General features: G+C 50.6%; 18 protein-coding genes. 13 read left to right on the top strand and 5 right to left on the bottom strand.

The window, feature by feature from the left end; genetic code table 11:
- Positions 1-11: 11 nt before the first annotated feature.
- Both Q0Y65_RS12680 and Q0Y65_RS12675 read right to left on the bottom strand, forming a co-directional pair.
- On the bottom strand, positions 12-1124 hold the full coding sequence (locus Q0Y65_RS12680; RefSeq protein ID WP_297960378.1) for a GGDEF domain-containing protein: 1113 nt from the start codon (positions 1122-1124) through the stop codon (positions 12-14).
- Positions 1125-1239: 115 nt separating this feature from the next.
- Positions 1240-1710 carry a C-GCAxxG-C-C family protein gene (locus Q0Y65_RS12675; RefSeq protein WP_297960376.1) on the bottom strand — a complete coding sequence of 157 codons (471 nt, stop codon included), beginning with the start codon at positions 1708-1710 and terminating at the stop codon, positions 1240-1242.
- A 222-nt stretch (positions 1711-1932) separates the two neighbouring features.
- On the opposite strand from Q0Y65_RS12675, the gene Q0Y65_RS12670 reads away from it, so the two are divergent.
- The 7 genes from Q0Y65_RS12670 to Q0Y65_RS12640 all read left to right on the top strand — a co-directional run bounded on the left by Q0Y65_RS12670 (position 1933) and on the right by Q0Y65_RS12640 (position 9577).
- Entirely contained in the window at positions 1933-2625 is a 693-nt protein-coding gene (locus Q0Y65_RS12670) for an iron-sulfur cluster assembly scaffold protein (protein WP_028519850.1), read from the top strand.
- A gap of 14 nt (positions 2626-2639) precedes the next feature.
- Positions 2640-3638 (top strand): GGGtGRT protein, encoded by a 999-nt coding sequence (locus tag Q0Y65_RS12665; RefSeq protein ID WP_028519851.1) that lies wholly within the window; start codon positions 2640-2642, stop codon positions 3636-3638.
- A 240-nt stretch (positions 3639-3878) separates the two neighbouring features.
- Positions 3879-4760 (top strand): DegV family protein, encoded by an 882-nt coding sequence (locus Q0Y65_RS12660; protein WP_297960371.1) that lies wholly within the window; start codon positions 3879-3881, stop codon positions 4758-4760.
- Positions 4761-4983: 223 nt separating this feature from the next.
- Positions 4984-5706 (top strand): ABC transporter ATP-binding protein, encoded by a 723-nt coding sequence (locus Q0Y65_RS12655; protein WP_297960368.1) that lies wholly within the window; start codon positions 4984-4986, stop codon positions 5704-5706.
- 12 nt (positions 5707-5718) lie between these two features.
- On the top strand, positions 5719-6645 hold the full coding sequence (locus Q0Y65_RS12650) for a SufD family Fe-S cluster assembly protein (RefSeq protein ID WP_297960365.1): 927 nt from the start codon (positions 5719-5721) through the stop codon (positions 6643-6645).
- Between the two features lie 518 nt (positions 6646-7163).
- Entirely contained in the window at positions 7164-7838 is a 675-nt protein-coding gene (locus Q0Y65_RS12645; protein ID WP_297960362.1) for a response regulator transcription factor, read from the top strand.
- Between the two features lie 5 nt (positions 7839-7843).
- Positions 7844-9577: a sensor histidine kinase KdpD gene (locus Q0Y65_RS12640; protein WP_297960359.1), complete on the top strand. Its 1734-nt coding sequence runs from the start codon at positions 7844-7846 to the stop codon at positions 9575-9577.
- A gap of 42 nt (positions 9578-9619) precedes the next feature.
- On the opposite strand, the gene Q0Y65_RS12635 is transcribed toward Q0Y65_RS12640, so the two are convergent.
- The 3 genes from Q0Y65_RS12635 to Q0Y65_RS12625 all read right to left on the bottom strand — a co-directional run bounded on the left by Q0Y65_RS12635 (position 9620) and on the right by Q0Y65_RS12625 (position 14176).
- The gene (locus Q0Y65_RS12635; RefSeq protein WP_297960356.1) at positions 9620-12364 is read right to left on the bottom strand and encodes a DUF6055 domain-containing protein; all 2745 of its coding nucleotides are present in this window, start codon (positions 12362-12364) and stop codon (positions 9620-9622) included.
- A 132-nt stretch (positions 12365-12496) separates the two neighbouring features.
- Entirely contained in the window at positions 12497-13318 is an 822-nt protein-coding gene (locus Q0Y65_RS12630; RefSeq protein WP_297960353.1) for an RNA methyltransferase, read from the bottom strand.
- A 102-nt stretch (positions 13319-13420) separates the two neighbouring features.
- Entirely contained in the window at positions 13421-14176 is a 756-nt protein-coding gene (locus tag Q0Y65_RS12625; protein WP_297960350.1) for a nucleoside phosphorylase, read from the bottom strand.
- Positions 14177-14401: 225 nt separating this feature from the next.
- Between Q0Y65_RS12625 and Q0Y65_RS12620 the strand changes: the two genes are divergently transcribed.
- The 6 genes from Q0Y65_RS12620 (at position 14402) to rpoC (ending at position 26321) form a co-directional block, all read left to right on the top strand.
- On the top strand, positions 14402-15379 hold the full coding sequence (locus Q0Y65_RS12620; protein ID WP_297960347.1) for a DUF4003 family protein: 978 nt from the start codon (positions 14402-14404) through the stop codon (positions 15377-15379).
- 39 nt (positions 15380-15418) lie between these two features.
- The gene (locus Q0Y65_RS12615; RefSeq protein ID WP_297960344.1) at positions 15419-16378 is read left to right on the top strand and encodes a PPK2 family polyphosphate kinase; all 960 of its coding nucleotides are present in this window, start codon (positions 15419-15421) and stop codon (positions 16376-16378) included.
- Between the two features lie 126 nt (positions 16379-16504).
- Positions 16505-17179, top strand: a complete 675-nt coding sequence (locus Q0Y65_RS12610) for a FadR/GntR family transcriptional regulator (protein WP_297960341.1) — start codon at positions 16505-16507, stop codon at positions 17177-17179.
- A gap of 10 nt (positions 17180-17189) precedes the next feature.
- Positions 17190-18245 carry a TraB/GumN family protein gene (locus tag Q0Y65_RS12605; protein WP_297960338.1) on the top strand — a complete coding sequence of 352 codons (1056 nt, stop codon included), beginning with the start codon at positions 17190-17192 and terminating at the stop codon, positions 18243-18245.
- Positions 18246-18592: 347 nt separating this feature from the next.
- Entirely contained in the window at positions 18593-22519 is a 3927-nt protein-coding gene (gene rpoB, locus Q0Y65_RS12600; RefSeq protein WP_297960335.1) for a DNA-directed RNA polymerase subunit beta, read from the top strand.
- A gap of 79 nt (positions 22520-22598) precedes the next feature.
- Entirely contained in the window at positions 22599-26321 is a 3723-nt protein-coding gene (gene rpoC, locus Q0Y65_RS12595; protein WP_297960332.1) for a DNA-directed RNA polymerase subunit beta', read from the top strand.
- The last annotated feature ends 22 nt before the right edge of the window (positions 26322-26343 follow it).

The following is a 26343-nucleotide window of genomic DNA, read 5'->3' as shown; positions in this document are numbered from 1 at the left end:
GGGAGCTTTTTTCAGTCTGTGTATTCCGTGTGGTTCTTGCCGTTGTTCTTGCCCTTGTACAGCCTTTTGTCGGCGTGGGTGATAACGGTGTCGATCTTGTCTGTTGGTATGCCCTCGCTTACGCCGAAGGTCATGGTGACGCCGAAGAGACAGTCGTCGATCTCAAAGGTATGGGCTCTGAGGGACTTGTGTAACTGATCGGTGAAGTCGAGCCCGTCCACTATCTGTGATTCGGGCAGCACGAAAAGGAATTCCTCTCCGCCCCAGCGTGCGGCATATCCGCCGTCGGGGATAAGGCTTATGAAAAGGTTTGCGACGTATACAAGCACCTTGTCGCCTGTATCGTGGCCGTAGGTATCGTTTATGCTCTTGAAGTTGTCGATATCGCCTATACCGATGACGTATCTGCTTCGGGGGGTAACGCTGTTCCTGCGTATTTCCCTTATCTTCTCGTTCATTGCGCGGCGGTTGAAGAGCTGGGTCAGCGGGTCTATGGAGGCCGCCTTCTTGAACTCTTCGCTCTGCGCTGTAAGCTTGTATTCCATATTCACACGCTTGAGCATATACACTGTAAGAATATATACCATAGCGAGTACGCCGACAACGGCGTTGAAAATATAAAGCGAACCGATTATCTTATTGCTCGTGAAATTGTACTTCAGCTCTGCGTTGCTGATCTTTCTGACTCTCAGCCAGATAAACATCCCCATTGAAAGTGCCGAGAATATGTACGGCACAAGAAGCCGTCCCTTCATCACAAGGAAGAGAACAGGTATGATTATGAGCAGGAGTATGCCGAAATCGGGCTCCCAGCCCATAAGGTATGTAGCGAGGGAGGCGTGGACTATGACTTCCGTCGCGGCAGAATAAACCAGTATATTCTGGCCTTTCCTCAGAATGAGAATGAGGATAGTGAGACTCAGGTAGAATACTACGCTGAATATATTGAAATACATCATTTCTCTTACGCGGAGAATGATGAACATTATAAGATACGTTGTGTGAGCAAGAAGGCAGAGAGCAAAACCGATAGCATAAATGAACCTCTCATTTGTCTCCTCAAACAGCTTCTGGTTATTGGCGACAAAATCACGGATCATCTCCGAGCTTCTGCTTGTACTCATAAAGGCTATCACTTCCCTTCGGGTGACGCATTTGTTTCAGGATAGGTGCTGATATTATTATATAGCATTTTAGTGAGAATTGCAATAAACAAAATGTAAAAATACGGTGCAGCGGTCATTTCTCCGCTGTGACAGGATGCTCCTCTATGTATCTGTCGAGTATCTCGGCAGCTGTCCGCACGAACTTCACGCAGGGGCGTACCTTATAATACTGCTCTGTGCGTCTTTCGGGCTCGGGAGTGCTTGTGACCTTCAGTCCCTTCAGCAGCTCGCTGCATATGATGGTATCGTGCTTTTCTCTGAAAAGAGCAGCCAGCTCCTGTATGCGGCGGTAGTGTTCTGCCTTTTCCTCGTGGGTGTAGCTGCCGCCAAGCCCGTACAGCACGCCTGCCACCATGAACATGGCGGAGCAGGTGCCGCAGACCTCTCTCATACGTCCCATACCGCCTCCGAATGAGGAGGAGAGACGCAGTGCGAGCTCCTCGTCCATACCTGTCACATCTGAGAATGCGGCAAATACAGACTGGGCACAGTTCAGCCCTCCCGCGAACAGAGCGCAGGCCTTTTCTGCATGATCTGATGCCATTGAGATCACTCCTTTATAAACAGTCAACGGAAATATTATATAACAAATCAGGCGAAAAATCAACAATAAATGCTTAAAAGATGACCGATTAAGTTAGAAAATGCTAACAAGTATAGTTCTTATTTTTACTGTTTTTTCTTGATTAACATTATGAAATGATGTATAATAAAAAAGTATGCAGGGCAGTGAATCCGCTGCCTAAAAACCGAAAGGAGTATTTATATGATTTATTCGCACGAAGTTGAAACAATGTGCCCTATCGCACAGGGCGTTGCTCACGGCGCTGCTCCGATCCCTGAGGAAGCTAAGTGGGTCAAGGCTAAGGAAATAAAGGACATTTCAGGCTTTACACACGGCATCGGCTGGTGTGCTCCTCAGCAGGGTACCTGCAAGCTCACACTCAATGTCAAGGAAGGCGTTATCCAGGAGGCACTTGTTGAGACTATCGGCTGCTCCGGTATGACTCATTCAGCTGCTATGGCTGCTGAGATCCTCCCCGGCAGAACTATACTTGAGGCTCTTAACACAGACCTGGTTTGTGACGCTATCAATACAGCTATGAGAGAGCTCTTCCTCCAGATCGTTTACGGACGTTCACAGTCTGCATTCTCCGAGGGCGGTCTTGTTATAGGTGCAGGTCTTGAGGACCTCGGTAAGGGCCTCCGTTCACAGATCGGTACTACATACGGTACACTGAAGAAGGGTCCCCGTTATCTGGAGCTCACAGACGGCTATATCACAGGTCTCGCTCTTAATGAGGACGACGAGATCATCGGCTATAAGTTCATCAACTTCGGTAAGATGATGGACTTCATCAAGGCAGGCGATGATGCTAATACTGCATTCGAGAAGGCTCAGGGCCAGTACGGCAGAGTTGCTGACGCAGTAAAGATCGTTGATCCCAGAAAAGAATAAGGAGGACTTGTAAAATGGCTTTATTTGAATCATATGAGAGACGTGAGAAGCAGATCCTCGACGTTCTCAAGAACTACGGCATCAGCTCTATCGAGGAGTGTGCTGATGTATGCAAGGCAAAGGGCCTCGACATCTACAAGCTCGTTGAGGGTATCCAGCCTATCTGTTTTGAAAATGCAAAGTGGGCTTACACAGTAGGCTGCGCTATCGCTATAAAGAAGGGCTGCACAAGAGCTGCTGACGCTGCTGCAGCTATCGGCGAAGGCCTCCAGGCTTTCTGCATCCCCGGTTCTGTTGCTGATCAGCGTAAGGTTGGTCTCGGCCACGGCAACCTGGGCAAGATGCTCCTTGAAGAGGACACAGAGTGCTTCGCATTCCTGGCAGGTCACGAGTCATTCGCTGCTGCTGAGGGTGCTATCGGTATCGCTGAGAAGGCAAACAAGGTTCGTCAGAAGCCCCTCCGCGTTATCCTCAACGGTCTCGGCAAGGACGCTGCTCAGATCATTGCTCGTATCAATGGCTTTACATACATTGAGACAGAGATGGACTACGCTACAGGCGAGGTTAAGGAAGTATTCCGCAAGGCATACTCCGACGGTCTCCGTGCAAAGGTTAACTGCTACGGCGCTAACGACGTAAGAGAAGGCGTTGCTATCATGTGGAAGGAGAACGTAGACGTTTCCATCACAGGTAACTCCACTAACCCCACACGTTTCCAGCACCCCGTTGCAGGTACTTACAAGAAGGAGCGCGTTGACGCTGGCAAGAAGTACTTCTCAGTAGCTTCAGGCGGCGGTACAGGACGTACACTCCACCCCGATAACATGGCTGCAGGTCCTGCTTCCTACGGTATGACAGATACTCTCGGCCGTATGCACTCTGACGCTCAGTTCGCAGGTTCATCTTCAGTTCCTGCTCACGTTGAGATGATGGGTCTTATCGGTATGGGCAACAACCCCATGGTTGGTGCAACAGTTGCCTGCGCAGTTGCTGTTGAAGAGGCTATGAAGTAATTTATTACTGAATATAACGAAAGAGCAGTCCGTATGGACTGCTCTTTTTTGATATCTATTCTTTATAGATGTTTTTTTATCTGATCGGGGTTATCGCCGAAATCTGTCTCGCGTTATAGCATTTCGGTGATCGGCTGTCTATTGACAAAAACCCATGATTTATGGTATAATCAGCCTATGGGAATGATCTCCGTCTGCGGAGAGAGATATACGAAAGCTGATCTGAAACGAGGAATATGAATGAAAACTGCGGTAATGACTGACACTAACAGCGGTATTACGATCACGGAGGGCAGCAGCAGCGGCATTTATGTGCTGCCGATGCCCGTTGTTATAGACGGAAAAGACTACATGGAGGAGCTCACCCTCACAAATGCGGAGCTTTACAAAGCTCTCGGTGAGGACAAGGACATCGTATCATCACAGCCCTCACCAGGGGCGCTTACGGAGATGTGGGAAAAGATATTTGCCGACGGCTACGACGAGCTGGTGTATATCCCCATGTCAAGCGGCCTCAGCGGTTCATGCAACACCGCAAAGGCGCTGTCGGCGGACTACGACGGCAGGGTCTGCGTAATAGATAACCACCGTATCTCCATAACGCTGCTTGATTCGGTATACGACGCAAAATATATGGCGGACAGCGGCTGCTCGGCGGAGGAGATAAGGGCTGCCCTTGAAAAGAGCGCCTACGATAACGATATATACATCACGCTTCACAGTCTGAAGCGCATAACCAGAACAGGACGCATAACCTCGGCAGGCGCAGCTATCGCGACTGTGCTGAATCTGAAGCCCATACTGAAGATACAGGGCGGAAAGCTGGACGCCTACGCAAAGGCAAGAGGCATGGCGGCAGCGGAGCAGAAGATGTTCGAGGCCGTCCATAAGGACCTTGAGGGCAAATATGCAGGCGTTGCAAAGGAGCATATCAGCATAGGCGCTGCAGGTACCATGGAGTCAGAGGAGACTGCAAGGCAGTGGGTGGAGAAGGTAAAGGCGGAGTTCCCGCAGTTCAGGGTGACATACCGTCCGCTTTCATGCTCCATAGCGAGCCATATCGGAACAGGCACTCAGGGAGTTGCCGTAGGTATAACGGCAAGGCCTCTCACAAAGGAATAATACAGGACTGAATGAGCGGATCTACCGCTCATTTTTTGTAATTCATTTTAAAATGTTAGCACTCTAAAACAGGTTTTTGCCCATATACAGCGGATCGTGGACATCTGTCAGGTTTCCTGTGTGCAACAAAGCAATATCCGTGTTGATTTTACAGAAATAACGTGGTATAATTGATAATGTGATAACAATGTCAAAGTCAAGGAATGAAAAGGGGGCTCCCATAATGCTCGAATTAAAGAATATATCATTCAGTGCGGACGACGGCGAGGTCGAGATAATCCGCGATATAAGCATGACCGTTGAGGACGATAAATTCGTTGTCATAACAGGTCCCAACGGCGGAGGCAAGTCCACACTTGCAAAGCTCATTGCTGGTATCGAGAAGAATACCGCAGGTCAGCTCATATTTGACGGTGTGGATATAACCGACAAGAACATAACCGAACGCGCCCGTATGGGTATAGGCTTTGCCTTTCAGCAGCCTGTGCGCTTCAAGGGCATGACTGTAGTTGACCTTCTCAGGATAGCCGCAGGAAAGAATCTGTCAGTTTCAGAGGCCTGCGAGTACCTCTCGGAGGTAGGACTCTGCGCAAAGGACTATATAGACCGTGAGATAAATGCTTCTCTTTCAGGCGGAGAGCTCAAGCGTATCGAGATAGCTACAGTGCTTGCCAGAAACGTGAAGCTTGCTCTTTTCGACGAGCCCGAGGCAGGTATAGACCTCTGGAGCTTCAATAACCTTATTCGCATATTTGAAAAGATGCGCAGCGAGTGCTGCGGAAGGTCCATCATCGTTATCTCTCACCAGGAGCGTATCCTCAATATCGCCGACGAGATCATCGTCATCGCCGACGGCAGGATCGCAAAGAGAGGCAGCAGGGATGAGGTTCTTCCCGAGATCACAGGCACGGAAAGCGCAATAAATATCTGTAGCAGGATAAAGTAAGGAGGCGGCATAATGGCTCAGATGGATGCAGTTCAGAAAAGACTTTTTCAGGAGGTCGCCGATCTCCATAATATCCCCGAGGGTGCTTACAATCTCCGCGCCAACGGTGAATCAATAGGCAGGAATACCACCGCAAACATCGACATACAGTCCAAGACGGACGTAAGCGGTATAGATATACGCATAAAGGACGGCACCAGAAACGAGAGCGTGCATATTCCCGTTGTGCTCAGTCAGAGCGGACTCAAGGAGGACGTATACAATGATTTCTTCGTGGGTCAGGACTGCGACGTGCTCATTGTTGCAGGCTGCGGAATAGATAACTGCGGCTCTCAGGATTCCGAGCATGACGGCATACATCGTTTCTATATAGGTAAGAATTCGAGAGTACGCTATGTGGAGAAGCATTACGGCTCAGGCGACGGCAGCGGCAAGCGCATACTCAATCCCGTTACCGAGGTCTATATGGAAGAGGGCAGCGTCATGGAGATGGAGATGGTCCAGATCAAAGGCGTTGACTCCACAAAGAGGACCACAGTCGCTGAGCTTGCAGCAGACGCAAAGCTGGTGGTACACGAAAGGCTCATGACGCACGGTCAGCAGGAGGCCGACAGTATATACAAGGTCTCCCTCAACGGCGACGGTTCAAGCGCCGACGTGGTATCCCGTTCCGTAGCCCGTGACAATTCCTATCAGAAGCTCGATCTCTGTATCGTGGGAAGCGCGGCCTGCAGCGGTCATACCGAGTGCGACTCTATCATTATGGACAATGGCCGTATCCTTGCGGTACCCTCACTGGAGGCGAACAATATCGACGCAGCCCTGGTTCACGAGGCTGCTATCGGAAAGATCGCAGGAGAGCAGCTCATCAAGCTCATGACTCTCGGACTTACAGAGGCCGAGGCAGAGGAGCAGATAATCAACGGCTTTCTTAAATAACAGCAAGTCCCGAAGCATTGCTTCGGGACTTGGTTTTTATCTGTGGTGCTGTATGGCCTTTTCCTGAAATAAGAAAGACCCCTCGGTCATAAGGGGGCCTTTCTTATCTATTATTCAGAGAGGTGGGGGTCAAGCAAAACTCAATAAGAAAGCACGGTGATGGTATATGTCCGGTGAAGCGGAGCCTCCTGCGCCTGACAGAGCTCCGTCTCGGTACGGACAATGGCTGTCTGAGGGTATTTTATGTCCTGTAACATAAGCGGAAAACAGACGGCCTCATGCTTTCTGAATACATTATATAATAATTCGCTGAGGTATACAAGACATTTATTGCCGATAAATCCATTTCTTTAGTCGTTTATTGCTCTTTATCGTGCGAAAGCGGCAGCGGATTTGACATTTTTGCCCGCCCCATATATAATAAAGGGTGATCGGTTACATAAAAGATACCTGTAGGATATAAAAAGGACACACCGGCGGTTTATAATACAGTTAAAGTAATAAGGAGCGCGTGACTTATGAAAAAAATACTGCTTATAGAGGACGATACCGAGATATGCGAGATAATCGCCGATTATTTCGGCAGTCTGGGCACTGATGTATTCTCCGTGAACAACGGGGGAGAGGCTCTGGATATCATAAAAGAGGGCACAGATGACTATGATCTGGTGCTCCTTGATGTGATGCTCCCAGGTGCCGACGGCTTTACACTGTGCAGGAAGCTGCGCATGAAAAGCGATATCCCCGTGATATTCATTACCGCCCGCGGACGGGAGGAGGATATCCTGGACGGCTACGAGCTGGGCTGCGACGACTATATCGTGAAGCCTTTCCTGCTGTCTGTGCTTTACAGCAAATGCGAGGCGCTTATGCGCCGTGCAAAGAGCTCCGATATGAAGCAGGTACTCACCTGCGGCAAGATAAGCCTTGATACAAGGACTCTCCGATGTTTTACGGCAGGTGCGGAGATAGAGTTGCCGCCGAAGGAATTTGCTATCCTGCGCTACCTTCTTGAGCATGAGAACTGGGTGGTCACAAGGGAGACTATCCTTAACAGCGTGTGGGGCTATGACTACTTCGGCAGCGACCGCGTGGTGGACAATCACATCAAGAAACTGAGAAAAGCCCTCGGCAGCGCAGGTACGCAGATAAAAACTCTTGTGGGACGGGGGTATAAGCTGACTAAGGAGTGAGCGGAATGAAAAGGAAGTCCTTCAGGAAGAAACCGAAACGCACCACATTTTTAAGAATATTCGCTAAAGCCATGATAATTCCCGTTGTACTGACGATCATGCTGGGAACAGCGGTATACAGCTTCGGAAGAGGATATATAAGGAGTCAGTCAGAAAAACAGAATGAAAGTGACTTCAATGGCTTCGTGCGAACAATAGAGCATGAATCAGAGCTCGAAAATATATGGAATAAGCCCATTGAATTCGGACTTTGTGTAAATGCGTCACGGGTCATATCTACGGAGGATATGATACACAATGATAACACAGGTTTTCTGATTGGCACTACCTACGATGATCCCTACGGTGCAAATGCAATGTGGAGCTTTGACGACAGCGGAAATATCATATTCTCAAACAGAGCCCGTATGTGGATAATAATAAGGTTCAGCGCCGATCCCGATGACAGATGTTATTGCAGTTTTGATCCTCTGGTCTTTGATATCCCTGAGATGAATAAGCTTTTTAAGCAGTATTTCGAGGACGTTGAGGAGAACGATCTGAATTACAGCTTTGAGCTGAGAAGTCTGTATCTCAACAGGGACAAAAATCAGATGATACCACATGAACTGGTAGTAAACAAGTACAAATGCAGCGCTTTTTTGCCAGATTCTTTTGATATGGATGATGACAGAGCTGTTGATACTGAAACGATCACCATAAACGCCGATGAGGAGGGCTTTGAGCTGGTGGAGTTTACTTATCCTCCGAAGCCCAATGCTTATCCGAAGGGCAGCTTCAACGCGATATGGGGCGTAAATCCCGTTAAATTCGATGAGATATACGATAAATACAAGCAGACGACTCTGTGTGAAATGTACAGAAAAGGAAAGAACTCCCTGAGTGCAGATGTAGAAGAATATTATGTAAAAAATGATCTTAACGAAAACAGATACGGTGCAAGTGGAGTTATAAGCGTAATGCGGATAGATACTATGAATAAACACGCTGTGGCTAAATACCGGCTGATAATCATAGCTTTTTTCGTGGTATCGACTCTTATTGCCCTTATGCTCTCACTTATCAGAAATGCAAGGAACAAGGCTCAGTACGCCTTTGAGGACTATCAGAGGGCGCTTACCAATAATCTTGCACATGATATAAAAACTCCTCTTGCGGTCATCGGCGGCTATGCGGAGAACCTTATGGAGCTCCGCAGGGACAGCGGCAGCGAAAAGGAGCTGAAATATCTCAGCTCCATAATGAACAATGTTGCCTATACCGACGAGATGATACGCAAGACGCTGAAGCTCAGCGAGACTGAGCAGATAAAGAAGCTGAACAGAACGAAAGTGGATATAAAGGCTCTTGCGGAGAGGTCTGCGGAAAAGTACCGCACCGCTCTGGAAGGAAGGGATATAGATATAAGGATCAGCGGCAGCTGCGAGGTAAGCGCCGACGAGGACACTATTATGACCGCTGTGGAGAATCTCGTCTCCAATGCGGTGAAATACGCCCGTGACGGGGGAGATATAAGCATTACCGCCGATAAGAAGCGCCTCTGCGTAGTCAACGACGTGGCCGAGGACGTGGACACGAAGGATCTGCTCATGCCATTTGTCAAGGGCGACAAGGCTCGCAGCGACAAGAGCAGCAGCGGTCTCGGACTTGCGATAGCAGAGGCGGCTGCGGCACAGAACTGCTTTGGTCTGAAGATAGACTGCAAAAACAGGAAATTCACTGCCATGATATTATTCTGAAATACATAAAGGCTGCAAGAGTTAAACCTTGCAGCCTTTTTTTCAGCTTACGGGGAGCTTGTCGATAGTTCCCATTATAAATCTTCTTACTGTGATCGCGTCGTTTGTGGTGAGGCCGTTGCCCTGCTCGAATACATCGGAGTTTATGAAGCCCTGACGGGTCAGGTGTCCCTCTGCCTTGCCGTTGACGCCGTATTCCGCAGGCATTACAATGGCATTGACAAGCAGATCAAAGTCGTCCATGTCTATTACGCCGTCGCAGTTTACGTCGCCGTAGAGGGTGTCCTCCTCGTGCTCGTTTTCGTCGGCGGTGTAGTAGTAGACAGGCTCGTCCGCCTCCTTGAAATATACGCGGAAGTAGTCCATTGAGCCGTTGAGGTAGTTGCCATCATCGCCCCTGCCTATGTAATAGGTGCTGCCGAGGCCGATGGTGTCTTCGGGGAGGGTATAGATGAGGTCCTCTCCAGCAAACTGTCCGTTTATATAGAGCTTGGCGTTATTTCCGTGTATAACAACGCGGAATACAGTCCATTCGTTCACATTCACGGGGATATCCGAGATTATGGTGGTTAGTCCTATGGTGAACTCCGCCTGTCCCTCGAAGTTTGAGGGAGTGAGGTACATCTTTTCGCTGCCGCCGAATTCAAAGATACGCTGATCCCTGTCTCCGCCGCGCCACAGCACTGCCGTGGATATCTCCATGTTCTTGTAGTCCGCAAGGGAGCGGTCGCAGATGATGTACTGATCCTCGCCGTTGAAGGTGACAACGCCGCCTGCACTGGTGCGCTCCTCCTCCCATAGAGGCTGATTGCGCATTATGCCGTTTGTGGCGCCGAAGGTATCGTAAGCGAATACATTGCTTTCACGGTCGAATTCATAGCCTGCGAAAAGTCCGTCTGTGTAGGGGAGGCTTGACGTATATTCGTCCGAGTCCTTCCATCCGAAGGCTGCGCCCTGTGATACGGAGCAGTTGTTGTAGAATTCGCCGTCAAGTATGGCCTGTCCCGAGGCCACGCCGTCGCCGTAGCAGTAGGCTGTGCCCTTTACCGTGGCGTCATCGGTGACGGAGTAGTTGTCCAGTATATAAGCATTGCCGAGGACGCGGGCGTTGCCTGAAACTGAGGCACCCGCCGTAACAACGGCTCTTTCGCCCACCTTTGCGTTGCCGCTGATAGTGGGAGAAGCCCACCAGAAGCCGTAAACGCAGGCAGCGTCGGTGATTCTTGCGCTGTCTGAAACGATCGCGTTGTTGACAACGGCCTTGCCTGTAATGACCGCATGGCCTGTTACCTCTGAGTTGCCCAGCACCATTGCATCCTTGCCAACATATACCGAATCCTCAACATAGGCTGTATCGGCAACGAAGCCGCCGCCGTAGGAATGTGCATGGCCTTCAACGTTCTCGGTGATGTTCCTGCACATGGGCGAAGCACCGTAAACTGAGAATTCGTAGGGATAGCGGCGCTTGTAGTCGGCGTTGGTATATGAGTACTCCTCGCCGTTCTCTGCCTTGAGGTACGCGTTGTTGGGGATTATCCTGTCGGGAGTAGCGGCAACTGTCAGATACAGAGCCGTCTCTGTGCCGTCCAGGTACATGGTCATTGTCTCCTGTCCGAAGAGGGGAGAATAACGCGTAACTCCGTCAGCGCCCTCCGCAACTATGCAGGCACGCCAGTCGGCGCCCTCTGCGTCGGAAATACCGTTGAGAGTGACCGTTACGGCGCTGCCCTCGATGTTAAGGGGGATAACATTGAGACCTGTCTGCATGGGAGCCTTTTCGGCAGGAACCATATAGTAGCCCCAGTGATCGGGTGAGGGCTGAGGCTGGGTGTATATCAGCTGCCACACGAAGGGATCGCTGAGAGCTGTGTCAAGATTCTGGAGGTAGAGGTCCTTGTGCTCGAAATCGAGAGTGGCCATTCTCTTTGCGAAGCTGCCTATGACAGCCTTCATATCGCAGCCTGTGATCCTCTCGATAGTATCGAAGGGGTACTCGTTGGGCTCTGACTCGGTCTGGAGCCTTGAGATGAAGTCCTGTCCGAAGCCGTCGAAGCCGTCGGGATTTTCGGAGAGGTACTGAAGGAGTATCCATGACTCGTAATACATTCTGCCGTGGGGGATAGTGAGGTTCATATTTCTGAGATAGGGCAGAAAGAAGTGAGTCGTGGGAGTTTCAAGGGTGCTGAGGTACTGCTCCTTGAACCAGTTGGCAACGCTCTCCCACCATGGGCCTGCGATCTCGTTGTCGTTCCAGCCGTCCTGATGATAGGTGAGTACGTGACCGTACTCATGGGCGAGAGAACCGGGGTTCGTACCGTCAAGCTGCACCATAGCGGCGGGATCGATAAAGATGTATGCGAAGCCCGTAAGAGGTTCATAGCTTGTATACGCCCAGCCGCTTTCAAAGTCGGGGAGGCCTGTGTTGGTCATGTAGATGTTGGTCTTGTAGTGCTGTCCGTCGGGTTCAAAAATGGATTGTGACGAGTCTCTCATTCCGAGTTCTGTGGTATAAAGAGTTCTGTATTGTTCAAGAGATTCCAGATTCAGCTGTACGAATTCGTCGTTGACGAGACCTGTCTGATCGTCGTTTCCCCAGAAGATCTGGAAGTGTTCTGATGTTGCAGTGTTGTAGTTGTCGATATAGTGCTGGTCGCCTGAAAAATCGCAGTAATCGCGGCAGAGGTATTCCTCCTCGCCTTCTGCTGCGGCGGTGTAGCCGGTCAGTGTCAGCGCTGAGAAAGAGAGTACAGCAGCTGAAACAGCAGCCAGCATTCGTTTGAAAAGCATATGAATTCCTCCTTTTTTGTAAAAACTGACGTAAATTCTCCGCTCGGTATATTTGATGATATGATTATAACATATATTTCTGAGAAATTCAAGACTTTTTGGATATTTTGTTTCGCTTTTTTTGCGAAAGTGTTAATTATCGCAATATTTGGTCAATTGCCAGAAAGCAACAGCGCTTGCCGCGGCTACATTCAGCGAGTCCACACCATGAGCCATGGGTATTTTGATTGTATAATCACAGGCGTCGATGGTGGAGTCCCTGAGACCGTCGCCCTCTGTGCCGAGTATCACCGCCAGCTTTTTTTCCGAGGTCAGCTGCGGATCGCGTATACTCACTGTGTTTTTTCTCAGTGCCATGGCAGCAGAGGCAAAGCCCAGCTCCCTGAGCTCTGAAATATAATCGGGGGAGCCTGAGCGAAGATATGTCCAGGGGATCTGAAAGACGGTACCCATACTTACGCGGACGGAGCGGCGGAAGAGGGGATCGCTGCATGAGGGGGTAAGAGCTATAGCATCAAGACCGAGAGCTGCTGCGGAGCGGAATATAGCGCCTATATTGGTCTGGTTGGTGATATCTTCAAGTACTGCGATACGTTCAGCGCTGGCCAGGACTTCCTCCGGGGCAGGGACAGGTCTGCGGCGCATAGCGCACAGTGCGCCCTGAGTAAGCCTGAAGCCTGTCAGTTCGGTGAGCAGCTGCGTATCGGCGGTATATACGGGGATATCTCCGCAGCGGTCGAGCAATTCCGTCTGTTTACTTATATATTTACGCTCCATCAGCAGAGAAATCGGGGTATACCCCGAAATTAAGGCAGTTGTGATGACCTTGGGACTCTCGGCTACGAAGATGCCGTCACCGCGGCCGAAGTAGCTGAGGAGTTTTTTCTCCGAGGTGTTGGTGTAAGGGATAAGCTCCTCAGCGGTGAGATCTGTGATTTCAATTATATGTGGCATATTTGCTCCTTTCGTAACTCATGGGCGGCCGTTTGCCTTTATAGGCGGGCTGTTGCAGGCATCAGCCGCTGCAAAATAACTGTAAACGGCGTCCCCAACAAATCATGATTTGTCGGTGATGATATCAAGGCATAGCTTCAGTGCGGGGGCAAGGGAGGCTTCGCCGAAGTCGCGCCTGTCGTAATTATCCGTGTCCGCAAGTGTATCTGCCGTAAATAGCAGCATACCGAAGTCAGTCCCGCGGAATTTTGCACAGGCTGCAAGAGCCGCACATTCCATCTCAACCGTGTCGCAGCCCTCATCGCGGCGGTATGCGACTATATCCGGCGTTTCGCGGAAAAGACCGTCTGTTGTCCATGTGGTGCATTTCTCATAGCTCATGCCCTTGCTGCCGAGACATCGGCATATCTGCTCCGTCATGGGCATATCCAGCTCCACGAAGCGCTGAGGCGGCAGATAATGATAAGAGCAGCCCTCGTCACGCAGCGCTCTTACAGGCACGAGGAAGCGGTTCTCGGGCATATCCCTGAGAACTCCGCAGGAGCCTGCCGCTATGATATGCTTCACGCCGTTATGGAGAAGTATCTCCATATTCTGCACCGCCGCAGGAGCTCCCATAGGAGCCTGAAGCAGGCATATCTCCTCGCCGTTGTGTCGGGTCACATATATAGGATAGTCGCGGGTGATTGTCTGTATGGTCTCGGCTACCCTTGCGCCGCAGGCCTGTGCGTATTCATCAATGCAGCTGCCGAGCAGGGCGTATACAGCCTTCTGCGGCAGCTGAGTCTCGACCTTGTGTGCGAAGACCGATCTCTCCGCAGGATCGTATTCAAGTATGGGAAAATCATTCTTTTTCATATTCCGTGAAATTCCTTTCATTCCGTTATATGTACGGTTATTAATGCTATTATTATAAACTATTTGTGTGAAAAAAACAATAATTTCACAAAATTTGGATTGAAATTGAAAAAAATATGTGATATAATGGTAATAATAACTTACGAGGAGCAATAATATCACAAGCTGTCCGACCTTTTAACAGTCGGACATAAGGTATGAACATAATTATTCGGGAGGTGCGACATGAAGGAGCTGCTGGAGACACTGTGCGATAAATATCTGCTGAATCTCGGGCTGTTCACCGACCTTTACCCCCTTGAAAGAGATATACTCTATCCTGTGTGCGCCAATGTTTTCTGCGCCGCGGACGCTGAGTTTGAGCTGGGTAAATTCAAGAACAGCATGGAGCTTATAAAGGATAACCCCAAAATGCTTTCCAGCTTCCGCAGCACGGTACGTCCTCTGATAGCCTCGTGGCTGTCGGTCAGCGACGACCCCAGAGGCGAGATGGAGAGGTACATGACCTGCTATGAGCAGCTGAGGAAGTATTTCACCAACTCCGAGCACCTTGCGCTTCTGTCCATACTCCTTGCAAGGCTTTCTCCTGCGGACAGGGCGGAGGAGCATATCAGAAGGGGAAGGCAGATATACGACAGGATGAAGAAGGAACACAGGATACTCACCACCAAGGAGGACGTTGCCTTTGCGGTGATGCTGGCCTTTTCGGAAAAGTCCGATGATGAGCTCATAGCCGACATGGAGGAGAGCTACAGGCTGCTGAAGCACAGCGCCGACAATAACAGCATACAGACAGTTTCCCATGTGCTGGCCATGGCCAAGGGAGCTCCTGCGGAAAAGTGCGGTAAGTTCAGCGAGCTGTACGACGCCATGCTGAAAAAGGGAAAAAAGTACGGCAAGCACTATGAGCTGGCAATGCTGGCGGCACTGTCCATAACAGGCTACAGCAATGCGGAGATAACAGGAGATATCAGCGATGTGGAGGCGTTCCTCACTCAGCATAAGGCTGTGTGGGATCTGTCGGAGTTCGGCAGCGGAGAGCCAGTCAGCCATGCGTTCATGCTGCTGACCACTGCCTATGCAAGCGATGAGAATATGAGCGGAGCCGCAGAAAAGGCTGCGCTTCTGGCGGCGCGTCAGACAGCACTGTATTCCGTGATGGTATACAGTATGATGACGGTGGCGCCTGTATTAGCGGAATAAACATATCAACAGCCATAAAATGAAACGGAGGTCAATCACATGAAAGCAGACAAGTACCTGATACGCGAGGGTAAAAAGACGGATATCAGGAAGCTCCCCACCAACAGCAGGGAGGACGGAGTTGACAAGGAAGAGATACTGAAGAAATATGAGGAGAACAAGCAGGAGCTCATAGCTTTGCAGGACAAGTTCTATGCCGACGCAAGGGAGGGCCTCATTGTTGTGATACAGGCTCTTGACGCTTCCGGCAAGGACTCTATCATAAAGTATGTATTCAGCGGCGTGAACCCCCAGGGAGTAAAGGTGCACTATTATAAGGCGCCCACTGCCGACGAGCTGGCTCACGACTATCTGTGGAGGATACATCAGAACGTTCCCCGCAGAGGCGAGATAGCTGTATTCAACAGGAGCCACTATGAGGATCTTGTCACTGTTCAGGCGGAGGATATCTGGAAGGGCTATCATATGTCCGACAGAGTGCTTGAGGACTCAAGGAAGAAGTTCTTCGACAAGCGCTACGATCAGGTGAACAACTTCGAGGAATACCTCTATGAGAACAGCTACCGCATGGTGAAGATCTTCCTCCATGTATCCAAGGAGGAGCAGACAGGCCAGCTTCTGGAGCGTATAGAGCTCCCCGAGAAGAACTGGAAGTTCCGTGCGGACGACCTGAAGGTGCGCGACAAGTACGACGCATACCTCAAATGCTTCAATGATGTGATAAACAGGACCTCCACAAAAAACAGCCCATGGTACGTTCTCCCGGGCGATCAGAGATGGTACACAAGATACCTTCTGACGGAGATACTCCTTGACGCCCTGAAGGCCTGCAAGCCCGATTATCCCGAGCTCCCTGCCGAGGAGAAGGAAAAGCTTCCCGAGTGCAGGAAGATACTCACCGAGGCTATGGCGGGATATGAGGCGGAAAAGAACGAAAAGAAGCCTGAAAAGAAGTCTGACGACTCAAAGAAGAAAGCAAAGAAAAAGAGCAAGAAGTAATGCTTTTGCCCCTGCTGTGAAACGGCAGGGGTTTTCTGCAAGGACGGTGAAAATTTCACTGAACTTTCATTGACTTGCGGAGAGATAAATGATATAATTTTAGTAAAATACTGACAGGAGGAAGCTATGGGTAACAGTGAATATCGCAAGACAATAGATTATATACTTGATCTTATCAGGGGCGGTATGCTCAAGGTGGGCGATAAGCTTCCTACAGAGCGGAGCATCTCGGAAAAGCTGGGCATAAGCCGCAATACCGTCCGCGAGGCTCTCAGGGGACTTGAGATACTGGGAATAGTCAACGGAAAGCAGGGCTCGGGAAATTACCTTACGGACAATATCTCGGAGTCTATCGCAAAAGCCATGGATATCATGCTGCTGATGAACAGGACCTCAAAGGAGGAGATATGCTCATTCAGAAGAAGCATGGAAAAGACGGTGTGCAGCTATCTTATCGCAAGGGGCTGCAGTCCCGACAACAAGCTGAAAATAGTAGCGGCTCTCAACAGGCTGAAGGAGTCCGAGGGCACCGATGACCGCACAGCAGCGGACAGGGATTTCCACTATTCTCTTATATACGCCACCGAAAACAGCTTCTGGATGACCTTCATGGACGCAGTTTCGGAGGTCTATATGCGCTGGATAGATGATTTTCTGATGACTGCCGATCAGGATGTAAGACTGAAGCTTCAGGACGCTCATGAGAAGATGGTGCAGGGCATACTGACAGGCGATGTTGATTTCTGCTTCAAGGCTATCGACGCACATTACGATCTTATAGACAACAGCTTTGAGAACTGAGAGGATATATATGTACAGTAAACGTATCATTGCCGTTCTTGCGGCGGTATCCTGCGCAGTCTGCGCCGTTTCATGCACCGGAAGGAGCGGAGGCGGCAAGGTCGGCAGCACTGATCCCGCTGCCGTGGAGACTTCTGTTCAGCAGGAGACGGAAACTGCGGCCGCTACAGAGGCTGCTTCAGCAGCAGAAAACGATATAAACGCATATGCCACCGTCAAGGAGGCCACTCCCGCAATGTGGAAGGTCACCGACGAAAATACGGGGCATGAACTGTATATGCTGGGAACTATGCACATGGTCACAGATGATACCTTTCCTCTGCCCGACTATATCATGGACGTATATGAGAACTGCGACGGCATAGCCGTCGAGTATGACGTAAACAGCGTTATGTCGGATTTCGAGCAGATGAAGGACTTCTATGCCAAGCTGATATATTCCGACGGCACCACCGTGAAGGATCATATCTCCAATGAGACCTACGAGAAGGCAAAGGCCTTTATGGCGGAAAATATGTTCTACAACAATATGATGGACAGCTACAATGCAGGCTTCTGGGAAACGGAGATAGAAGTGGCCGCCATGATGAAGATGAAGAATATCAACGAGAAGGGCGTTGACGCGGCGTTCCTGTCCCTTGCGGAAAAGGACGGCAAGAAGATCGTGAACGTGGAATCCCTTGATATACAGGCAAAGGCGCTGAATGCCGCCACCGACGATCTGGCGGATTATATGATAAAACAGGTCATCGACAGCACCGAGGATATGTCGGTATACACCGAGAGCTTCGCACGGCAGTACGACCTGTGGGCTTCGGGCGATATAGACGCTCTGGATCAGTCGAATGTTGAAAACGAGATCCCCAAGGAGCTTAATGACGATTATGCGGCTTATCTCGATGTGGTGCTCTACGGCCGCAACGAGAGAATGGCAGACAAGGCCGAGGAGTTCCTGAAAAACGGCGACAACTACTTCTTTATGGTGGGAGCCGCTCATTTTGCAGGCAGCAGGGGCGTTGACGACCTGCTTCAGCAGAGGGGCTACAAGGTGGAGAGAGTGGCCTGACGATAATAAAGAACAAAGTCTGCGGAGAACGATGTGTGTTCTTCGCAGACTTTTTTGCGCAAATACAAAAATATACAAAAAAAACACCCATTTTTTTCAAAATCAGGTGCTTTTGATAAATCTTTCCAAAGTCCCTTGACATGGGACGGAATCTGTATTATAATGTTATAATGTATCAATATGGAATAGTATCGCTATTTTGCAAGATATTATAGCATACATTGCACGGACTTGTCAATAGTTTCTGCAAAAATTTTTTCAGATGATACGATAACATAAAACAGCTCTGCCGCTTCCGTTACTGTGTGCGAAGGGCGGCAGCAATAAAATACAAGGAGGTTCCGCCTATGGTGAATGTTACACCTAAGCAGCTGGGAAAGAATGTCAGGATGAGCTTCGGTAAGATTACCGAGCCTCTCGAGATGCCGAACCTTATCGAGGTACAGAAGAACTCGTATAAGTGGTTCAAGGAGGAAGGTCTTCGTGAGGTATTCCGCGAGATGACCGCCATCACCGACTACAACGGCAATCTTGTCCTCAACTTCAAGGACTACAGATTTGACGACACTCCCAAGTATTCTCTCGCAGAATGTAAATCCAGAGGAGCTACCTATCAGGTCGCCATGAGAGCTACCGCTACCCTTGCAAACAAGGAGACCGGCGCTGTCAGTGAGAGCGAGATCTATATGGGTGACTTCCCCCTCATGACCGACAGCGGTACCTTCGTTATAAACGGTGCCGAGCGTGTTATCGTATCACAGCTCGTCCGTTCCCCCGGTGTTTACTACTCCTTCACCAAGGATAAGACGGGTAAGGACCTTTTCAGCTCACAGATCATCCCTAACCGCGGTGCGTGGCTGGAATACGAACAGGATTCAAACGACGTTGTTTACGTCCGTATAGATAAGAACAGAAAGATCCCGCTGACCACCTTCATCAGAGCTCTCGGCGAGGAGGGCACGGATGAGGAGATCTTCGAGATCTACGGCGAGGACGAGCGCCTCAGACAGACTATCCTCCAGAAGGATCAGACAAAGAACCGCTCCGACGCCCTCATCGACGTATACAAGAAGCTCCGCCCCGGCGAGCCTCCCACGGTGGAGAGCGCGGTCAGCCACCTCAACAACCTCTTCTTCGAGGCAAAGAGATATGACCTGTGCCGTTTCGGACGCTATAAGTACAACAAGAAGCTGGGCATAGCTTCACGTCTGGCAGGAAGGACTCTTGCACAGCCTATCATCAGCGAGATGACGGGAGAGATCCTTGCAGACGCAGGCGAGACCCTCACATACGAAAAGGCCTGTGAGATCGAGCAGGCAGGCGTTTACAGCGCATTCGTCACCGTTGAGGCAAAGGAATACTACACCGACGAGCGCGGCGAGACCAATATCCGCATGGTAGAAAAGACCGTAAAGGTCATCGGTAACGGCATGGTGGATATCAAGGGCTACGTTGACTTCGACGCCGAGAAGTACGGCATCAACGAGAAGGTGTCCTTCAACGTGCTCAAGGACATCCTCGACAATGCAGCAGACGCTGACGAGCTTGAGGAGACTGTAAAGAAGAAGGCAGACGAGCTCTCACCCAAGTACATCACTCTTGACGATATCAGAGCTTCAGTCAGCTACTTCCTCAACCTCTGCGAGGGCGTGGGTACGGTTGACGATATCGACCACCTGGGCAACAGACGTATCCGCAGCGTGGGCGAGCTCCTCCAGAACCAGTTCCGTATCGGTTATACCAGAATGGAGCGCGGTATCCGCGAGAGAATGAACCTCCAGACTCAGGACGTGAATACCCTTACTCCCCAGACTCTTATCAACATAAGACCTATTTCTTCGGCTATGAAGGAGTTCTTCTGCTCCTCACCTCTGTCACAGTTCATGGATCAGAACAACCCTCTTGCCGAGCTTACTCATAAGAGACGTCTTTCAGCTCTCGGACCCGGAGGTCTTTCAAGAGACCGTGCGGGATTCGAGGTCCGCGACGTTCACTACAGCCACTACGGAAGAATGTGTCCTATCGAGACACCTGAAGGTCCTAACATCGGACTTATCTCCTATCTGGCTACTTTCGCAAGGATCAACGAGTACGGCTTCATCGAGGCTCCCTACAGAAAGGTAGACAAGACTACAGGCGTCGTTACAGGCGAGGTAGTTTACATGACTGCCGATATGGAGGATAACTTCGTTGTTGCTCAGGCCAACGAGCCCCTCACAGAGGACGGAAAGCTGGCAAGACCCCGTGTAAACGCACGTCACCGCGATCAGATCCTTGAGATCGACCGCGATAAGGTTGACTACATGGACGTATCTCCTAAGATGGTCGTTTCTGTAGCTACTTCAATGATCCCCTTCCTCGAAAACGATGACGCTAACCGTGCTCTCATGGGCTCTAACATGCAGCGTCAGGCTGTACCGCTCCTCAAGACAGAGCGTCCCTTCGTCGGAACAGGTATGGAGTACAAAGCTGCCGTTGACTCGGGCGTATGCGTTGTTTCCGACTATGACGGAAAGATCACCTATGTTGACGCCGACAAGATCACACTTGTGGATACTGACGGTATCGAGCACAAGTATGAGCTCATCAAGTTCAAGCGCTCCAACCAGGGTACCTGCGTGAACCAGAGACCTATCGTCAAGGCAGGCGAGGAGATCAAAAAGGGTCAGGTACTGGCCGACGGTCCCGCTACCGCTGACGGAGAGATCTCACTTGGTAAGAATGCTCTCATCGGCTTCATGACATGGGAGGGCTACAACTACGAGGACGCCGTTCTCCTTAACGAGCGCCTTGTAAGAGAAGATGTATTCACATCAGTTCATATAGAAGAATACGAGATCGAGTGCCGCGACACCAAGCTGGGACCCGAGGAGATCACAAGAGATATCCCCAATGTGGGTGACGACGCTCTGGCAAACCTGGACGAGAACGGTATCATCCGTATCGGTTCCGAGGTAAATTCAGGCGATATCCTTGTCGGCAAGGTAACTCCCAAGGGAGAGACAGAGCTTACCGCCGAGGAGAGACTCCTCCGTGCTATCTTCGGTGAGAAGGCAAGAGAGGTCCGCGACAACTCACTGAAGGTTCCTCACGGCGAATCTGGCGTTATCGTTGACGTCAAGGTATTCACACGCGAGAACTGCGACGAGCTCTCGGCAGGCGTAAATATGCGCGTTGTCTGCTACATCGCACAGAAGCGTAAGATCACAGTCGGCGATAAGATGGCCGGCCGTCACGGTAACAAGGGCGTTGTATCGCGTATACTTCCCGAGGAGGATATGCCATTCCTTCCCGACGGAACTCCTCTCGATATCGTGCTGAACCCTCTGGGCGTTCCTTCACGAATGAATATCGGACAGGTACTTGAAGTCCACCTGGGTATGGCTTGTAAGGCTCTGGGCTGGCACATCATGACTCCCGTATTCGACGGCGCACACGAGGACGATATCCGTGAGTGCTTCAAGATGGCAAACGACCATGCAAACGAGCATAAGGACGATATGTTCGAGCTCAAGGCAATGGATAAGGTAATAAATCCCAATGCTCTGGAATTCACAGAGGATTGTAAGTTCACACTCTATGACGGACGTACAGGCGAGAAGTTCGATAACCGCGTAACGGTGGGCTATATGTACTACCTCAAGCTCCACCACCTCGTTGACGATAAGATCCATGCACGTTCCGTAGGTCCCTACGCTCTCGTTACACAGCAGCCTCTGGGCGGTAAGGCTCAGTTCGGCGGACAGCGTTTCGGTGAGATGGAAGTATGGGCTCTCGAGGCTTACGGCGCAGCTTATACCCTCCAGGAGATACTGACCGTCAAGTCCGATGATACCATAGGCCGTGTAAACACCTATGAGGCTATCGTAAAGGGTCAGAACGTTCCTACTCCGGGTATCCCCGAGTCCTTCAAGGTACTCATCAAGGAGATGCAGTCGCTCTGTCTCGACGTCAAGGTGCTTGACGAGAATCAGGAGGAGATCGACCTCACCCAGAACTTCGACGACGACGATCCCATGCCTTCGCGCGACTCATTCGCTGACGAGGAAACAGGCGATAACACCAGTTATTCCGACAGCGATCTGGGCGACAGCGGCTTCGGCTTTGAAGGTGAAGACGAGGACGGCGGAGACGACTTCGACAGCGTCGACAAGGACGACGAGTTCAGTTTCGACGAGGGCGAGGACGAAGATGACTTCGGCTTCGGCGACGATGATGAAGAGGAAGATATCTTCGACAGCTTCGACATCGACGATCCCTCTGACGAGGACTAATATATTCGGATATTAAATACGCGGGTCGCAGCCCTGTGGGCTGCGCACCGCTCTCAAATGTAAATTTGCAGGAGGTAGCATGGAATTTACAACTTTTGAATCGATAAAGATCGGTCTTGCTTCGCCTGAGCAGATCAGAAGCTGGTCTCACGGCGCAGTTGAAAGACCCGAGACTATAAACTACAGAACTCAGAAGCCCGAGCGCGACGGTCTTTTCTGTGAAAGGATCTTCGGACCTACAAAGGACTGGGAGTGTCACTGCGGAAAGTTCAAGAAGATACGCTTCAAGGGCAAGATCTGTGACCGCTGCGGCGTTGAGGTCACAAGGGCAAGAGTAAGAAGAGAGAGAATGGGTCACATCGAGCTGGCCGCTCCCGTATCTCATATCTGGTACTTCAAGGGCACACCTTCCAGAATAGGTCAGGTGCTTGAGGTATCCCAGAAGAGACTGGAGGAGGTCCTCTACTTCACAAAGTATATCGTAACAGACCCCGGCAACACCGAGCTCCTCAAGAAGCAGCTCCTCTCCGAGAAGGAGTATCTCTCGTACCTTGAAAAGTACGGCGACGACTTCAAGGCCGAGATGGGTGCTGAGGCTATAAGAAAGCTCCTCAACGAGTACGACCCCGAGAGATACGACACCCACAAGCAGAGACTCATCGAAATGGGCAAGATCTCACTGGGCGGCAAGAAGCTTGAGTGCTTCAACAAGCCCACAGACTGCGAGTGCGAGGAGTGCCAGAAGTTCAGGGAGCTGGAGGATATCGACTGGAGAAACAACCTCGAGATCGTTGCTGACGACCTGAAGGCAGAGCTGGTGGGACTCCCCAGCGGCCAGAAGAAGGTAAAGCTCCTGAAGAGACTCCAGATAATCGAGGCATTCCGCCTTTCCGGAAACAAGCCCGAGTGGATGATACTCAGCGTTGTTCCCGTTATACCGCCCGATATCCGTCCTATGATCATGCTGGACGGCGGACGCTATGCAACATCTGATCTTAACGATCTCTACAGAAGAGTTATCAACAGAAACAACCGTCTCAAGAGAATGCTGGAGCTGGACGCTCCCGACATCATCGTGAGAAACGAGAAGCGTATGCTTCAGGAAGCTGTTGACGCTCTCATAGACAACGGCAGACACGGCAGACCTGTTACAGGTCCCAGCAACCGTGCCCTCAAGTCACTTTCCGATATGCTCAAGGGTAAGCAGGGACGCTTCCGTCAGAACCTTCTCGGTAAGCGTGTTGACTACTCGGGACGTTCGGTTATCGTCGTAGGACCTGAGCTGAAGATGTACCAGTGCGGTCTCCCCAAGGAGATGGCTCTGGAGCTGTTCAAGCCCTTCGTACTCAAGAGACTTGTTGACAAGAAGGCTATCGCCAATATAAAGAGCGCAAGAAAGCTCATCGACCGCGCAGACAATAAGGTATGGGACGCTCTCGAGGATGTTATCAAGGATCATCCCGTTATGCTGAACCGTGCTCCTACGCTCCACCGTCTGGGTATCCAGGCATTCGAGCCTATCCTCGTTGAGGGTCGTGCTATCAAGCTTCACCCCCTGGTATGCTCTGCGTTCAACGCTGACTTCGACGGCGACCAGATGGCCGTTCACCTTCCTCTTTCCGCAGAGGCACAGGCTGAGGCACGTTTCCTCATGCTGGCAGCCAACAACCTGCTGAAGCCCTCTGACGGTAAGCCTGTTGCCGTTCCTTCACAGGATATGGTACTGGGTTCATACTACCTTACCATGGATAAGCCCGGCGAGCCCGGCGAGGGCAAGGTGTTCCGCGATGTGAACGAGGCTCTCATGGCATACAACGAGCACGATGTATCACTTCACGCTAATATCAAGGTAAAGATCACCAAGGATATCGGCGACAAGAAGGTATCAAAGATCATCGACGCTACAGTGGGCAGACTTATCTTCAACGAGAATATCCCCCAGAATCTGGGATATGTTGACAGAACAAACTCCGACAAGCAGTTCGACCTTGAGGTAGCATTCCTCGTAGGCAAGAAGCAGCTCTCCGATATCATCGAGCGCTGCATAAAGATACACGGTACAACAACTACCTCCGAGGTACTTGACCGTATCAAGGCTCTCGGATACAAATACTCCACAAGAGCAGCTCTTACCGTTGCTGTCTGCGACGCTACCATACCTCCTCAGAAGAAGACTATTCTTGCCGAGGCTGACAAGGAAGTTGCCGAGATCACAGCAGAGTACGAGTACGGCTATATCTCCGAGCAGGAGAAGTCCAAGAAGATCATCGCTCTCTGGACAGATACCAACGATCAGGTTACAGCTGCACTGAAGGCAAACTTCGACCGCTACAATCCAATCTGGATGATGGCTGACTCGGGCGCCCGTGGTTCGATATCACAGATCCGTCAGCTTGCAGGTATGCGTGGACTTATCGCCAATACCTCAGGTGCGGTAATCGAGATCCCGATCAGAGCTAACTACCGTGAAGGTCTTAACATCCTGGAATACTTCATCGCTTCCCGTGGTGCGAGAAAGGGACTTGCCGATACAGCTCTCCGTACCGCCGACTCAGGTTACCTTACACGTCGTCTCGTTGACGTTTCTCAGGACGTTATCATCCGTGAGGACGACTGCGGAACTACAGACGGTATCGAAGTATTCGAGATCAGGAACGGCAACGAGATCGTTGAGCCCTTCGACGAGCGTCTTGTGGGCAGATTCCTTGCAGAGGATCTCCGCGACGAATCAGGCGAGCTCATCGTATCACGCAATAAGCTCATAAATGACGCAGACGCAAAGAAGATCATCGACGCAGGCGTTGAGAGGATCAAGATCCGCTCAGTACTCACCTGTAAGTCAAGAACAGGCGTATGCGCTAAGTGCTACGGCGCTAACCTTGCATTCAACAATATCGTTTCAGTCGGTGAAGCTGTCGGCGTAATCGCTGCACAGTCCATCGGTGAGCCCGGTACACAGCTCACCATGAGAACCTTCCATACCGGAGGCGTTGCTTCCGCCGACGCTGAGGATATCACACAGGGTCTTCCCCGTGTTGAGGAGCTTTTCGAGAGCAGACGTCCCAAGGGCGCAGCTATCCTTTCAAGGATATCGGGCAAGATCCACATCGAGGAAGTCAAGACTACAAGAAATATCATTGTTACCAACGACGAGACAGGCGAGTCCGAGAACTACATGATTCCCTACAACCTGAAGATAAGAGTTCAGGAGGGCGAGGAGATCGAAAAGGGAACACGTCTTACAGAGGGTAACATCTATCCTGCCGATATTCTCAATATCCTTGGTATACAGGCCGTTCAGAACTACATCATCAATGAAGTCCAGAAGGTTTACCGTTTACAGGGTGTTGATATCAACGATAAGCACATCGAGGTAATCGTTCGTCAGATGCTCCGCAAGGTCAAGGTAGAGGAGTCAGGCAGCAGCTATCTGCTTCCCGGTACTCTTGTTGACAGCAAGAAGATCGACGAGATCAACGAGGATCTCCAGAAGCGTATCGACGCAGGCGAGTACGATGTACAGCTTGTACAGATCAGCCCTGTTCTCCAGGGTATCACAAAGGCTTCGTCCAATTCCGACAGCTTCATGTCGGCTGCTTCCTTCCAGGAGACCACAAAGGCACTTACTGACGCTGCTATCAGCGGCAAGAAGGACAGCCTCCTCGGTCTGAAGGAGAACGTTATCATCGGTAAGCTCATACCCGCAGGTACAGGTATGGAGTGCTACAGAAACGTTGAGGTAGTCAAGAACGAGGGCTACGGCGAGCATAACACAACTGCTCCCATTGCAAACCAGATATAAGCACAAAGCTCCCGGGGATCAT

The sequence above is a fragment of the uncultured Ruminococcus sp. genome, assembly GCF_947301925.1.
GTDB lineage: Bacteria > Bacillota > Clostridia > Oscillospirales > Ruminococcaceae > Ruminococcus.
Note: the sequence above shows the minus strand (reverse complement) of the source record. Positions and strands in the feature narration are given on the sequence as shown.